At 63.5% G+C, this 13,042-nt stretch carries 15 protein-coding genes; 9 read left to right on the top strand and 6 right to left on the bottom strand.

The features are described 5' to 3' along the window. Window positions 1–27: 27 nt before the first annotated feature. From C8D92_RS06665 to mutM, 4 genes are all read right to left on the bottom strand, one after another. Window positions 28–432 (bottom strand): RNA-binding S4 domain-containing protein, encoded by a 405-nt coding sequence (locus C8D92_RS06665; RefSeq protein WP_116918808.1) that lies wholly within the window; start codon window positions 430–432, stop codon window positions 28–30. Window positions 433–485: 53 nt separating this feature from the next. After that, a complete protein-coding gene (gene yrfG / locus C8D92_RS06670; RefSeq protein ID WP_116918809.1) occupies window positions 486–1,166 on the bottom strand; it encodes a GMP/IMP nucleotidase in 681 nt (226 codons plus the stop codon). A gap of 83 nt (window positions 1,167–1,249) precedes the next feature. Beyond that, the gene (locus C8D92_RS06675) at window positions 1,250–1,585 is read right to left on the bottom strand and encodes a hypothetical protein (protein ID WP_095612100.1); all 336 of its coding nucleotides are present in this window, start codon (window positions 1,583–1,585) and stop codon (window positions 1,250–1,252) included. 117 nt (window positions 1,586–1,702) lie between these two features. Next, entirely contained in the window at window positions 1,703–2,518 is an 816-nt protein-coding gene (gene mutM / locus C8D92_RS06680) for a bifunctional DNA-formamidopyrimidine glycosylase/DNA-(apurinic or apyrimidinic site) lyase (protein WP_116918810.1), read from the bottom strand. 177 nt (window positions 2,519–2,695) lie between these two features. Between mutM and C8D92_RS06685 the strand changes: the two genes are divergently transcribed. After that, window positions 2,696–3,868, top strand: a complete 1,173-nt coding sequence (locus C8D92_RS06685) for a DesA family fatty acid desaturase (RefSeq protein WP_116918811.1) — start codon at window positions 2,696–2,698, stop codon at window positions 3,866–3,868. Here C8D92_RS06685 and rsmD read toward each other — a convergent pair. After that, window positions 3,850–4,479, bottom strand: a complete 630-nt coding sequence (gene rsmD / locus C8D92_RS06690) for a 16S rRNA (guanine(966)-N(2))-methyltransferase RsmD (protein WP_116918812.1) — start codon at window positions 4,477–4,479, stop codon at window positions 3,850–3,852. The two genes, C8D92_RS06685 and rsmD, sit on opposite strands and share 19 nt — an antisense overlap. A 172-nt stretch (window positions 4,480–4,651) precedes the next feature. Here rsmD and ftsY point away from each other — a divergent pair, with 172 nt between their 5' ends. From ftsY to C8D92_RS06730, 8 genes are all read left to right on the top strand, one after another. Beyond that, window positions 4,652–5,800, top strand: a complete 1,149-nt coding sequence (gene ftsY / locus C8D92_RS06695) for a signal recognition particle-docking protein FtsY (protein ID WP_116918813.1) — start codon at window positions 4,652–4,654, stop codon at window positions 5,798–5,800. A 22-nt stretch (window positions 5,801–5,822) separates the two neighbouring features. Continuing rightward, the gene (gene ftsE / locus C8D92_RS06700; protein ID WP_095612105.1) at window positions 5,823–6,512 is read left to right on the top strand and encodes a cell division ATP-binding protein FtsE; all 690 of its coding nucleotides are present in this window, start codon (window positions 5,823–5,825) and stop codon (window positions 6,510–6,512) included. Beyond that, entirely contained in the window at window positions 6,502–7,506 is a 1,005-nt protein-coding gene (gene ftsX, locus C8D92_RS06705; RefSeq protein ID WP_116918814.1) for a permease-like cell division protein FtsX, read from the top strand. The genes ftsE and ftsX overlap by 11 nt, the downstream gene beginning before the upstream one ends. Before the next feature lie 253 nt (window positions 7,507–7,759). Beyond that, entirely contained in the window at window positions 7,760–8,623 is an 864-nt protein-coding gene (gene rpoH, locus C8D92_RS06710; protein WP_116918815.1) for an RNA polymerase sigma factor RpoH, read from the top strand. Between the two features lie 83 nt (window positions 8,624–8,706). Further along, entirely contained in the window at window positions 8,707–9,612 is a 906-nt protein-coding gene (locus C8D92_RS06715; protein WP_116918816.1) for an NAD(P)-dependent oxidoreductase, read from the top strand. 1 nt (window position 9,613) lies between these two features. Continuing rightward, window positions 9,614–10,396 (top strand): hydroxypyruvate isomerase, encoded by a 783-nt coding sequence (gene hyi / locus C8D92_RS06720; RefSeq protein ID WP_116918853.1) that lies wholly within the window; start codon window positions 9,614–9,616, stop codon window positions 10,394–10,396. 91 nt (window positions 10,397–10,487) lie between these two features. After that, on the top strand, window positions 10,488–11,168 hold the full coding sequence (locus C8D92_RS06725; protein WP_095612109.1) for a winged helix-turn-helix domain-containing protein: 681 nt from the start codon (window positions 10,488–10,490) through the stop codon (window positions 11,166–11,168). Then, complete coding sequence (locus C8D92_RS06730) at window positions 11,155–12,579, top strand: HAMP domain-containing sensor histidine kinase (RefSeq protein ID WP_116918817.1); 1,425 nt, start codon at window positions 11,155–11,157, stop codon at window positions 12,577–12,579. Before C8D92_RS06725 ends, C8D92_RS06730 begins: the two co-directional genes overlap by 14 nt. A 19-nt stretch (window positions 12,580–12,598) precedes the next feature. On the opposite strand, the gene C8D92_RS06735 is transcribed toward C8D92_RS06730, so the two are convergent. Next, entirely contained in the window at window positions 12,599–12,832 is a 234-nt protein-coding gene (locus C8D92_RS06735; RefSeq protein ID WP_095612111.1) for a hypothetical protein, read from the bottom strand. Window positions 12,833–13,042 lie beyond the last annotated feature (210 nt).

Raw genomic sequence — 13,042 nt, forward strand, 5'->3', positions numbered from 1 at the left:
CACGGGTCGGGGCTGGTGCGTCATCGGCTAGAGACCATGCTGGTCCTTGAAACGGCGGATATCCCGCCGGTCCTTTTTGTTGGGGCGCCGGGCCGGTGGTCGGTCCGCCGCCTGCAGGGTCCGGCGGCGCCACTGCTCTTCTTCGCGCCGGGCCTGGCTGTCCTCAGTCTCGTGGTAGAGAGTCTGGGCCTCGGGAGCGCCGCGACGGACCTCGCTGAGACGATCAATCACGACCACTTTTTCCTGCGTCCCCTGCTTGAGGCGGACCGTGGCCCCCTCTTCCACCATCTTGCCGGGCTTGGTGCGGTACTGGTTGTAGTGGACCTTGCCGCCTTCAATCGCCGCCTTGGCGATCGAGCGTGTTTTGTAGAACCGCGCGGCCCAGAGCCATTTGTCGAGCCGCACCCGATGGTCGCTGTTGTCTGAACCCATAACCCGTGGTGATTGGTGACTGTGTCGACATTGTAACCCGAATGCTGGCGTCGTCACCCGTTTCGGGAGACCGTCTCCAGCGCGGGCAGGATTTCGTCGAAATGGTGGATGGCCGGCAGCGTGCCGTCGTGATGGCGCGCCGGCTGACTGCTGTCCGGCGCCAGTATGGCCAGCAGGTGACGGATGCCGTGATCGGCGGCGCTTTCAAGCACCGGCAGACTGTCGTCGACCATCAGAGTCCGCTCCGGGTCGTAAGGCTCGCGACGCGCCAGATCCACCCAGAACTGCCGGTCTTCCTTGGGGCGACCGAACTCGTGGGTGGACAGCACCCGGTCGACGTGCCGGTCCAGCCCGGTGCGCTCCAGTTTGAGGGTCAGCGGATCGGGATGGCAGTTGGTGACGATCACGGTCCGCCGACCACTGCGGTGCAGCGCCCTCAGGAATGCTTCCGCCTCGGGGCGATAGCCGATCCGGTCCCGGACCTCCCGCTTGAGTGCGACCACGTCGACATCCAGCCGGTTGCTCCAGTAATCGGTGCAGTACCAGTGGAGCCGGCCCTTCTCGGACTCAATCAGCGGCACGATCTGTTCGTACCCGGTCTGTTCAGGGAGCTGCTTGATCTGCGCGTACCGCCGCGGCAGGTGATCCAGCCAGAAATGACTGTCAAAGTGAAGGTCGAGCAGCGTTCCGTCCATGTCCAGCAGGACGGTATCCAGTGAAGCCCAGTCAATCATGCGTGGTCACCCGGTTGCCAGTGGCGTTCGAAGGATGGTGGGGCGGGTGCCACGTTGCAATAGGGGATACCGTCAATGCCGGCTTACTGGCTACCGTCGGAGGAGACTGCCTCGCCCTTGCGTCCGGGGCGCGTGCAGCCCAGACAGCGGATGAAGGTGGTTTCCGCCGGCTTGAGGAACAGGGTCTCCGCCGCTTCCTCGGCGTTGCCGCCCAGCAATGAGAATGGCAGCGAGACCACGTAGACGGCGCCGCCCACGAGTGTGACGCCAAACATGGCGGGCCGGACGAAGAGGGCATCCGTGGTCATGGCCAGGGCGCTGGGCTCTTCTTCGGCGACGTCGGCGTGACCGATGCTTGAGAATGCCATCAGGGAGAACGCCAGCGCAGCGGCCAGGGTTCGGGTCAGCGAGGTTTTCATAGGGGTCTCCTGAATTCGCCCGGTTGCGCGGGCGGCAATGGTCATGAGTGTTGTCCTAACTATGAAACATTATGCCGTATTTTCAAGCAGGCGGGACAGGGCGGGCGTCCCGTTCCATCATCGCTGGCACCGGGGGCAGTAGACCGTGGCGCGCTGACCGAGGCGCCTGTCGCGCAACGGCCTCCCGCAATGGTGGCACGGCTCACCGCCGCGACCGTAGACGCTGAGAGACTGGGCGAAATAGCCGGGCTTGCCCTCGCTGTTGACGAAGTCCCTCAGTGTCGTACCGCCATCCAGAATGGCGGCGCTGAGAATGTCCCGAATGGCCGAGACCAGGCGGCGGTACCGTTCCTGGCTGACCCGCCCGGCGGCTCGTTGGGGATGGATGCCGGCCATGAACAGGGCTTCGCAGGCGTAGATGTTGCCAACGCCCACCACCGTGCGGCTGTCCATGATGAATGCCTTGATGGGCATGCGCCGTCCCCGGGACCGATGGTAGAGGCCATCGCCGGTGAAATCCGGCGATAGCGGCTCGGGTCCCAGCGGGGCGAGCAGGGCATGGTGCTCCGGCGGCGCGTCGGTCCAGTGCCAGGAGCCGAACCGCCGTGGATCGTTGTAGCGCAGGCGCTGACCGCCTTCGAGCGTCAGCTCAATGTGATCGTGTTTCATCAGCGGGCTGTCATCGGTGATGACCCGAAGGCTGCCGGACATCCCAAGGTGGACGATGGCGGTGCCGTGATCGAACCGGATCAGCAGATACTTGGCCCGGCGCTCGACAGCCCGAGGTATCTGGCTGATCAGCTTGTCTGGCAGGTCCTCGGGCACTGGCCAGCGCAGCGAGCCATTCAGGACACGGGCTTCGGTGACGGCGCGCCCGGTCAGGTGCGGCTCAATGCCGCGTCGCGTGGTCTCGACTTCCGGCAGTTCGGGCACGGGTGGGTGTCTCCTGGGTGATGGTCGGTCTGGCCATCCGATTTTGGTGTCCGCCCCGGGAATGTCAACGGATCGTCATACAAAACGCCCACGCTCTGTTACAGGAAGCGGTCGCTTGAGGCGGTGAACACCTGTAAGCTAGTATCGCTCTGTTCTATTTGTCTGAGGTTTCCCTGTATGTGGTTTTACGGTCTTCTGGACCTGCCGGTCTGGCAGCTGATTCTGGTGGCTCTTGGGCTGACCCACGTCACGATCGTGAGTGTCACCCTTTACCTCCACCGCCATTCGGCGCATAACTCGCTGGACCTGCATCCGGCGCTGGCCCATTTTTTCCGGTTCTGGCTGTGGCTGACCACCGGCACGGTCACCAAAGAGTGGACGGCGATCCACCGCAAGCACCATGCGACCACGGAAACCGAAGACGACCCTCACAGCCCAGTGGTTCTGGGCCTGAAAAAGGTGCTGACCGAAGGCGCGGAGCTCTACGCGGGAGCCGCGACGCCGGAAACGCTCGAGCGCTATGGTCAACGCACGCCAGAGGACTGGATCGAGCGTAACGTCTATACCCCTCACCACGGGCTGGGCATTACGCTGATGGCCGTGATCAATTTGGCGCTGTTCGGTGTGCATGGCATCTGGATCTGGGCGGTGCAGATGATGTGGATCCCGGTCTGGGCAGCCGGGGTCGTCAACGGCGTTGGCCACTACTTTGGTTATCGCAACTTCGAGTGTAAGGACAATGCCCGCAATATCGTGCCGTGGGGCCTCTTTATCGGCGGTGAAGAGCTGCACAACAATCACCACACCTATCCGAATTCCTCCAAGCTGTCGCGTCGCTGGTATGAAATCGACATCGGCTGGGGGTATATCCGGCTGTTCCAGGCGCTGGGGCTGGCGACGCCCAAGGGCTACCGTCCCATTGCCCAGCGTGTGCCGGGCAAGCATGCGGTGGACGTGGAAACGGTTCAGGCGATCACCAACAATCGCTTCGACATCATGCGCCAGTACCGCAAGCGTGTGCTGGAGCCGGCTCTGCGTCAGCAGAAAAACCGGGTGGCGGACGATCTGCGCCCGATGCTGCGTCGTGCCCGCAAACTGCTGGTGCGGGACCACGAGCTGATTGAGCCGCAGGAGCGTCAGCGGCTGGACTCGTTGCTGTCACGGGATGCCGTGCTGCGCCAGATCCACGAAAAGAATCAGGAACTGCAGGCACTCTGGCGTCGGCGCGGGCTGAAGCAGCAGGAGAAATTACAGGCGCTGCTGGAGTGGTGTCGTGAGGCTGAGGCCAGCGGCATCCGCCATCTGGAAGAGTTTTCCGCGCTTCTGCGGAGCTACGCGCTGCGGGCCTGATTCCCGCCGTCGCGACATTCCACCCGTATCAGCACATAGCGCACCTGCCCCGCGGTTTTCTCCCGGTGCGGCGTCCAGCCCACCGGGAGCGCGGGCAGCGACTGCTCCTTCTCCCTTTCGAGATACACCAGTGTGCCTGGTGCTGCCCAGCCGTTTTGCGCCAGTAACGGGATGAGCTGCTCCGGCCAGTCCTGACGAAAGGGTGGGTCCAGCATGATCAGGTCCATGGCCCGGGTGGTTGCCTGGGCCAGAAAACGCCGGACATCGGCCTGGACGACCTCGCCCCGATCCGTGCCCAAGGTCTGCAGGTTGTCCGACAGCGCGCGACAAAGCGGCCGCGACTGGTCGACGAAGGTGACCGAGGCCGCTTCCCGGGACAGCGCTTCCAGACCGAGCACGCCACTGCCGGCGAACAGATCCAGGCAACGGGCGCCCGGCAGCATGGGCATTACCCAGTTGAACAGCGTCTCACGCACTCGGGCCGGCGTCGGCCGTACATCGTCCACGGCGGGAAAGGTCAGCACGCGACGGCGCCAATCGCCGCCTATGAGCCGTAATTCGCCCTGTTCCGGGCGTCTGGAACCATTTCCTCGGGACCGTTTGCGCGCCATAGCCGCCTCTGCCTGATTGACGCTGGGAAGTGTAACCGATTTCGGGTCGTTTGGACGGGGCGCGGGCGGGTCTATAAAATGCCGTTTTCCCCGGGGGCACGGTGCGGCCCTGGAGTAGCGCCGACAGACGGCGCGCTCGTCCTTTTTGTGATCAACGCAGGACTGTGACGCAATGATGAGTGAATGGATCATGACCGGGCTGCTGGCCCTGCTGGTATTGGTGTTCGTGCTGGAGCTGGTCGGCAATCGCCGTGCCCGGCCGCGCCCGCATCCGGTCCCCCAGAAAAAGCCGGAGCCGGAAAAGCGTGCCCAGCCTCTGCCCGAGGGTGAAACGGTCGAGGCGCCGCCGGTAGCGGAGCCATCGGAACCGGCGCCGGAACCCGAGCCGGCGCCAGTCTCTGTCTTCCAGCGTATCCGCAGTGGACTCGGTAAGACGCGTGACAATCTCGGGTCGGGACTCGCGGGCCTGTTCTCTCTGGATAAAGCGGTGGATGACGATCTGCTGGAGGAGATTGAGGACACGCTGCTGACGGCGGATGTGGGGATCACGGCGACCACAGAGATTATCGAATCGCTGACCGAGCGACTGGAACGCAAGGAGCTGAAAGACGGCAATGCCGTGCGTCAGGCGCTCAAAGAAGAGCTTCGGGGTGTGCTGAGTGGGTGCGTCGAGCCGCTCGATACGACCGGCAAGAAGCCGTTCGTCATGCTGATGGTGGGTGTCAATGGCGTCGGCAAGACCACGACCATCGGCAAACTGGCCCGCAAATACCAGAGCGAGGGGCAGTCGGTGATGCTGGCGGCGGGGGATACCTTCCGCGCGGCGGCGGTAGAGCAGCTCCAGGTCTGGGGCGAGCGTAACAGCGTGCCGGTGGTGGCGCAGGAAACCGGTTCGGACAGCGCCTCGGTCATTTACGATGCCATTCAGTCGGCCCAGTCCAAAGGCACGGACGTGGTGATTGCCGATACCGCCGGTCGCCTGCAGAACAAGGACAATCTCATGAGCGAACTGGAAAAGGTGGTTCGCGTCATGAAAAAGCTCGACGAGAACGCGCCGCATGAGGTCATGCTGGTGCTGGATGCCGGCACGGGCCAGAACGCCCTTAGCCAGGCGCAGGTGTTCCAGCAGGCGGTGGGCGTGTCCGGCGTCACCCTGACCAAGCTGGACGGCACCGCCAAGGGTGGCATCATCTTTGCGGTTGCCCGGCAGCTGGGTCTGCCAATCCGCTACATTGGTGTCGGGGAGTCGGTGGAGGATCTGCGCCCTTTCGACTCCGAAGCCTTTGTCGATGCGCTGTTCGACGACGAGCCCGCGTCCTGAACACGTTTCCGGAGACCGCTCAGTGATCGAATTCGACCGGGTCAGTAAACGCTATGATGGCGGCTATACGGCGCTCAAAGGCGTCAGCTTTGCCATGGATCGCGGCGAGATGGCGTTCCTGACCGGTCACTCCGGCGCTGGTAAAAGTACGCTTCTGAAACTGATGACGGTCATGGAGCGGCCCAGCGCCGGAAACGTGTTGGTTGGTGGTCAGGCGCTCAACCGGCTGCGGCCACGTCAGGTGCCGTTCCTGCGGCGTCACATCGGCGTTGTCTTCCAGAACCACCAGTTGTTGTTTGATCGCACGGTGTTCGACAACGTCGCCATGCCGCTGGAGGTGATCGGGGCGCCGCCGGGAGAGATCGGGCGGCGCGTACGGGCGGCGCTGGACAAGGTGGGGTTGCTGAATAAGGAGCGGATGAATCCGATCGCCCTCTCCGGTGGTGAGCAGCAACGCGTCGGCATTGCCCGGGCCGTGGTGAACAAGCCTCCGCTGCTGTTGGCGGATGAGCCCACGGGGAATCTCGATCCGGAGCTGTCCGCGGACATCATGCAGCTGTTCGAGCAGTTCAGCCAGGTCGGCGTCACCGTGCTGGTGGCCAGTCACGATGCTGAACTGGTCCGCGCCATGGGCAATCGGGTGCTGACGCTGAGAGAAGGTGAGCTGGTCAGTGGTGGCGCATCGCCCCGGGAGCAACTCCATGGCCACTGAATCGCAGCGTGATGCCGGGCCCCGCCGGGGCGCGGCCCGACAGAAAACGGCCTGGCGAGTGCTGTTGGACAGCTACGTGGCCCACCACCGTAAGACGGCTCGGCAGAGCTTTCAGCGCCTGATCGCCCAGCCGTTGACCAGTGGCATGACCTGGCTGGTGATGGGCATTGCGCTGGCCCTTCCGATGGGGTTGTTGCTCCTGCTGTCCAGTCTTCAGGGGGTGAGCGCCGGGTGGGAGAGCACGGCCCGGGTGACGCTGTATCTGGAACAGTCCGCTGACCAGGCCCAGCTCCAGGCGCTGGCGGCGAAGGTGGGGAGCCGCCCGGACGTGTCCGACGTCGCCGTTATCCCCCGGGACGAGGCATTGGCGGAGTTCCGGGCGTCCTCCGGGCTCAGCGATGCGCTTGATTATCTGGAGTCCAACCCACTGCCACACACGGTGATGGCCACACCCGCCGAGCCGGTGCGGACGCCCGAGGGGGTTGAGGCGCTGGTCGGCGAGCTGCGCCAGTTGGAGGCGGTGGCGCAGGTGCAGGTGGATCTGGGCTGGCTCCAGCGCCTGAGCACCATGACCGAGTTGCTGGGTCGGGTCGTCTGGACACTGGCGCTGCTGCTGGCCGTGGCACTGGTGCTGGTCATCGGCAATACCATCCGTCTGGCGATTGAAAGCCGGCGGGATGAGATCCTGGTCAGCAAGCTGGTGGGCGGGACCAATGCTTTCGTCCGTCGACCGTTTCTGTATACCGGCGTCTGGTACGGTCTTGGGGGCGGTCTCTGCGCCTGGATATTGCTGGTGGTCTCGTTCTGGTGGCTGAGCGGCCCGGTGGGGCGGCTGGCGAGCCTGTACCGGAGCGATTTCGTGCTTGCCGGCCTGTCCTTCGCCGATGGGCTTCTCATGCTGGTTTTCAGCGCTCTGCTGGGCTGGCTTGGGGCCTGGGTGGCGGTCAAGCGTCATCTGGATGCCATCGAGCCCAGTCAGATTGATTCCGCATAGGGCAGCCGGGCTTGAAAAACGAGGTCGACAGCCCCAGCTGAATGTTTCCGGGCACCGGTCATCGATCATTTCGGTTATATCGTATTGTGTCGTTGGTGGTTGCCGGTTAAAAGAGATAGGGAAGTGGGAGGGCGCCGTTTCAAAGGTACCCTCCTGTCAGGTCCCGCCAGCCATGGCGGGGCGAAAAGCCAGCTTGGCGCCGTCTGTGTGTCTTGTTATATTGTTAGGTGGCCGAGCAGCGGAGGTGAAAAGCATGGGTACGAGTCTACAGCTGACCGACCGAATGGTTCCGGGTGCCAACCTCGAGGCCTACATCCAGGCCACGAGTCGCATCCCGATGCTGTCCGCTGACGAGGAACGGAATCTGGCCGAGCGGCTGCACCAGGACAATGACCTGGAAGCCGCCCGGCAGCTGGTGCTGTCGCACCTTCGGTTCGTCGTCCACATTGCCCGCAGTTATGCCGGTTACGGTCTGGCCCAGTCCGACCTGATCCAGGAGGGGAACGTGGGCCTGATGAAGGCCGTGAAGCGGTTTGATCCGTCCTATGGGGTGCGGCTGGTGTCGTTCGCCGTGCATTGGATCAAGGCTGAGATTCACGAGTTCATCCTGCGTAACTGGCGGATCGTCAAAGTGGCGACCACGAAGGCCCAGCGTAAGCTGTTCTTCAACCTGCGCAGCCAGAAGAAGCGTCTGGCGTGGCTGTCCCAGGACGAGTTGACGGCGGTCGCCTCCGATCTGGGCGTGGAGCCCAAAGTGGTCCGGGAGATGGAGGGGCGTCTGGCGTCCCAGGATTCGGCCTTTGATGGTCCGATGGATGACGACGATGACCACGTCTATCAGGCTCCGGCGCACTATCTCCAGGACGGTCGCAATGATCCGGCCACCCAGCTGGAGCAGTCGGACTGGGCGGAGGACTCCAGCCAGCGTCTGCAGGCGGCACTGTCCGGCCTTGATGAGCGCAGCCAGGACATTCTCAAGGCGCGCTGGCTGAGCGAAGGCAAGTCCACGCTCCATGAGCTGGCGGATCGCTACGGTGTGTCGGCCGAACGCATCCGGCAGCTGGAGAAGAACGCCATGAAGAAGATCCGGGCACAAATGGGGGAACTGGCCGCCTGACCGGCCACCCGCTCTGAAATCCGAAGCCGCAACGCCACCGATTCGACGAGTCGGTGGCGTTTTTCGTTGGGAGCCAATCATCGATGACACAGCCTGCTATTGCTCTACTGGGCGTCGGCCTGATGGGCGCGCCGATGGCCAGCAACCTCATTCGTGCCGGGTACGAGGTGACGCTCTGGAATCGCACGGCCGCGAAGTGTGACCCGTTTCGGGACCGCGCGGCGATTGCCGACACACCAGCGGAAGCGGCCTCCCGCAGCGACCTGGTGATCACCATGCTAGAACACGGTGAGGCGGTGTCCTCGGTGCTGGAAGAGCAGGGCGTGCTGGCAGCCATGTCATCCGGTGCCACCGTTGTGGACATGAGTTCCGCGCCTCCGAGTCTTGCCAAGCGTCTGGCGGTCCGCTGCAGGAATCTCGGGCTGGGCTGGCTGGACGCGCCGGTGTCGGGCGGGACGGCCGGTGCCGAGGCGGCGCAACTGAGTATCATGGCCGGCGGTGACGCCGACACGCTGGAGCAGGCGCAACCGGTTCTGGACACTCTGGGGCGGGTGACACACATCGGCCCGGCCGGAGCGGGGCAGCTCGCCAAGCTTGCCAATCAGGCGGTTGTGGGCATCACCATCGGGGCGGTGTCCGAGGCGTTGATGCTGGCAGCGGAGGGCGGCGCGGACCCGCAGGCCGTGAGGGATGCGCTGATGGGCGGTTTTGCCGGCAGTCGCATCCTGGAGCTGCATGGTCAGCGCATGATCGACCGGACGTTCGAGCCGGGTGCGCCGTCACGTATCCAGCTCAAGGACCTGCGCATGATTCTGAATCAGGCCCACGAGGATGGGCTCAGCCTGCCACTGGCCCAGCAGACCCACGACGCCTACCGCGCCCTGGTGGCCAACGGCCACGGCGAGACCGACCATAGCGGTCTGCTGCTGGGGCTGGAGCACCTGAATGGCACGCGTCTGCGGCGCCATCGGCCGGGAGAGGACGACTGACATGCCCCGTTTCGCCGCCAACCTGACGCTGCTGTTTAACGACGTTCCGTTTCTGGAGCGCTTTGACGCGGCCCGGGAAGCCGGTTTCCGGGGGGTTGAGTACCTCTTTCCCTATGAATGGCCGGCGACCACATTACGCCAGCGCCTGGATGACACCGGTCTGGAGCAGGTGTTGTTCAATCTGCCGCCTGGTGACTGGGCGGCTGGTGAGCGCGGGATTGCCGGGCTGCCGGATCGCGTTTCGGAATTCCGTGAGGGCGTCGATCAGGCGCTGGACTACGCCCATGTCCTGGATTGCCCGCGCCTCAATGCGCTTGCCGGCCTGTTACCGCCCGATGGGGACCCGCAGGCCTGCCGGATGACGCTGATCGACAATCTGCGCTGGGCGGCCGATCGACTGGCGACTGAAGGGCGGACGCTGCTGGTCGAGGCCATCAACAGCCGTGTCGATATGCCCGGGTTCCTGCTCGACACCTCCACCGACGCCCTGTCTGTGATTGAGGCGGTGGACCGGCCCAATGTCCTGTTCCAGTATGACCTCTACCACATGCAGATCATGGAAGGGGATCTGATCCGGACCCTGCGGCGGTCTCTGTCCCGGATTGGTCACGTCCAGTTTGCCGATAACCCCGGCCGCCACGAACCGGGAACCGGCGAGGTTGCCTTCCCGGCCGTGTTTCGCGCTTTGGATGAGATGGGGTATGACGGCTGGGTCAGTGCCGAGTACCGGCCGACAGGCTCCACGCTGGACAGCCTCGACTGGCTGCCGGCGCGTCGCCAATGACGACACCCTCTTACAGGATCGTAACTGGCGATGGTGAGCGGGACTTCATTAACCTGTCCCGCATGACACATTGCCGACGAGGAGGCTCCCGGTGAAAGCACTGGTGATTGAAGACGATCAGGACGTATCCAGCTACCTGCTCAAAGGCCTGAAGGAATCCGACTTCACGGTCGACCACGCCGACAATGGCAAAGACGGCATGATGATGGCGGCCAGTGAAGAATACGACATTATGATTGTCGACCGGATGCTGCCGGGGATGGACGGATTACAGATCATCAAGACGGTCCGGGCCACCGGCAACACCGTTCCAGTCCTGATTCTCAGTGCGCTGGGCGATGTGGACGACCGCGTGGAAGGACTGCGTGGCGGTGGCGACGATTACCTGACGAAGCCGTTCTCCTTCACCGAGCTGCTGGCCCGTATCGACGCCCTGGTGCGTCGCCGGCGGCAGACGTCGGATACGGAAACCGTCCTGCGGGTGGCGGATCTGGAGATGGACCTGCTGGCCCGTACCGTCAAACGCTCGGACCAGCGGATTGATGTGCAGCCGCGCGAGTTCAGGCTGCTGGAATACCTCATGCGCAACGCCGGCCAGGTGGTCACGCGGACGATGCTGCTGGAAAAGGTCTGGGACTACCACTTCGATCCGCAGACCAATGTCATCGACGTGCACATCAGCCGCCTGAGGGCCAAGATCGACAAGGAATTCGACAAGCCGCTGCTTCAGACGATCCGCGGCGCGGGATACATGCTGCGTGAAGATTCTTAGTCAGCTCCGGACCTCCTCCTTTCAACTGGCGCTTCTGTACATGGTGGTCTTCGCCACCTCCGTGTTCCTGTTGCTGGCGTTCATCTACTGGCGCACCGCCGGTTTCATGACTGCCCAGACCGACGAAACCATCGAGGCGGAAATCGCCGGTCTGGCCGAACAGTATCGCAGCGGAGGCGTCAACGGACTGATCTCGATCATCCGCGAACGGGCCGCCCGCGATCCGGATGGCAAATCCATCTATCTGCTGGTCACCGACGACTACCTGAAGCTGGCCGGCAACCTTTCCAACTGGCCGGAGCAGGCGCGGGAAAGCCAGAGCGCCTGGATCAATTTCACGCTCGACGAATCACTGGGTTGGCGAGGTGAGGAGCGCCTGGCCCGGGCTCGAATCTTCGAAGTCCAGGGCGGTCTGCAACTGCTCGTCGGGCGCGACATTCAGGAACTGACCCGCCTGAAACGGCTGATCGAGCAGGCGATCAACTGGGGGCTGGCGATCACGCTGGCGCTGGCGCTGCTGGGTGGGTTCATGATGAGCCGGAGCACGACCCGTCGCATTGAAGTCATCAATACGATTTCCCGGCGCATCATGAATGGTCATCTGTCGTTGCGGATTCCCACCAAGGGCACGGACGATGATTTCGACCAGCTGGCCGAAAACCTCAACCAGATGCTGGACCGGATCGTGTACCTGATGGAAGGCATCCGGCATGTGTCCGACAGCATCGCCCATGACCTGCGCACGCCGCTGACCCGACTGCGCAATCAGCTGGAAACCACGCTGATGGCTGTAGACAATGACGAGGCGCGGGAGCATGCCGGGCAGGCTGTCGCCGAGGCGGATCAACTGCTGGCCACGTTCAATGCGCTGCTGCGGATTGCCCGCCTGGAAACCCGGGGCAATGCCGCGGACAAAACCGACGTGCCCATTGGTGAGCTCGTCGCCGATGCGTGTGAGTTGTACGAGGCGGTGTCCGAGGACAAGTCGCAGACGTTTGAGCAGTCGATTGATTCGGACGTGACGATCGAGGGGGACCGCGACCTGCTGTTCCAGATGGTCAGCAACCTGATCGACAACGCCATCAAGTACACACCGGAAGGCGGGAACATCCGCGTGGCGGTCAGCCCGGCCGGATCGGAAGTGCGGCTGGAAGTCAGTGACAGCGGTATCGGCATCCCGGATGGGGAGAAAGAAAATGTGTTCCAGCGCTTTTACCGGGTCGGCAAGAGCCGGTCACTGCCCGGAAACGGGCTTGGGCTGAGTCTGGTCAGTGCCGTGACGGACATCCACCAGGGTCGCATCGATCTGGCTGACCGTTACGACGATGAGGAACACCCCGGCCTGTCGGTGGTCATCCACCTGCCGGTCACCGTGCCGGACGGTCGTGGCCCGGACCGGCAGGAGAACTGACTGCCGGTCCGACGACGTCTTACGCCCGGATCAGTCCGCGAACGCGGCCCACGAGACCTTCGACCTGACGGAACCGGGCGCCGTAGCGGGCCTGCAGGCTGTCCCACTCACCCTCAAGGTGTTTCTGCTCGGCCATCATGAGCGCGATCAGCGAATGGCGATTGATCTTGTTCGTAATGCCCAGGTTGTCGAGTTGGTAACCAACCGCGTCCAGGCCGTTCAGGGCCCGGTCAGAGAGGCTCTTCAGGTTCATGGTGTGTCCTCGTTGTTGATGGCAAACCGTTGTTGTCGGGCGGAGCGCCCAATAGCGTGAGCGTAATGTAAGCGGTCGCATTAGAATGCTCAACCTAATCCGCCCTTGCCAAACCGTAATAACCGGGCCACGTCGAGGTAAGGTGCTGTGTGCACAATGGGAACGGTTGAGTGGCGAGACCGGCCTTCGTCTCCTGGCCGGTTGATTGCT

Source organism: Tamilnaduibacter salinus (assembly GCF_003096655.1).
GTDB lineage: Bacteria > Pseudomonadota > Gammaproteobacteria > Pseudomonadales > Oleiphilaceae > Tamilnaduibacter > Tamilnaduibacter salinus.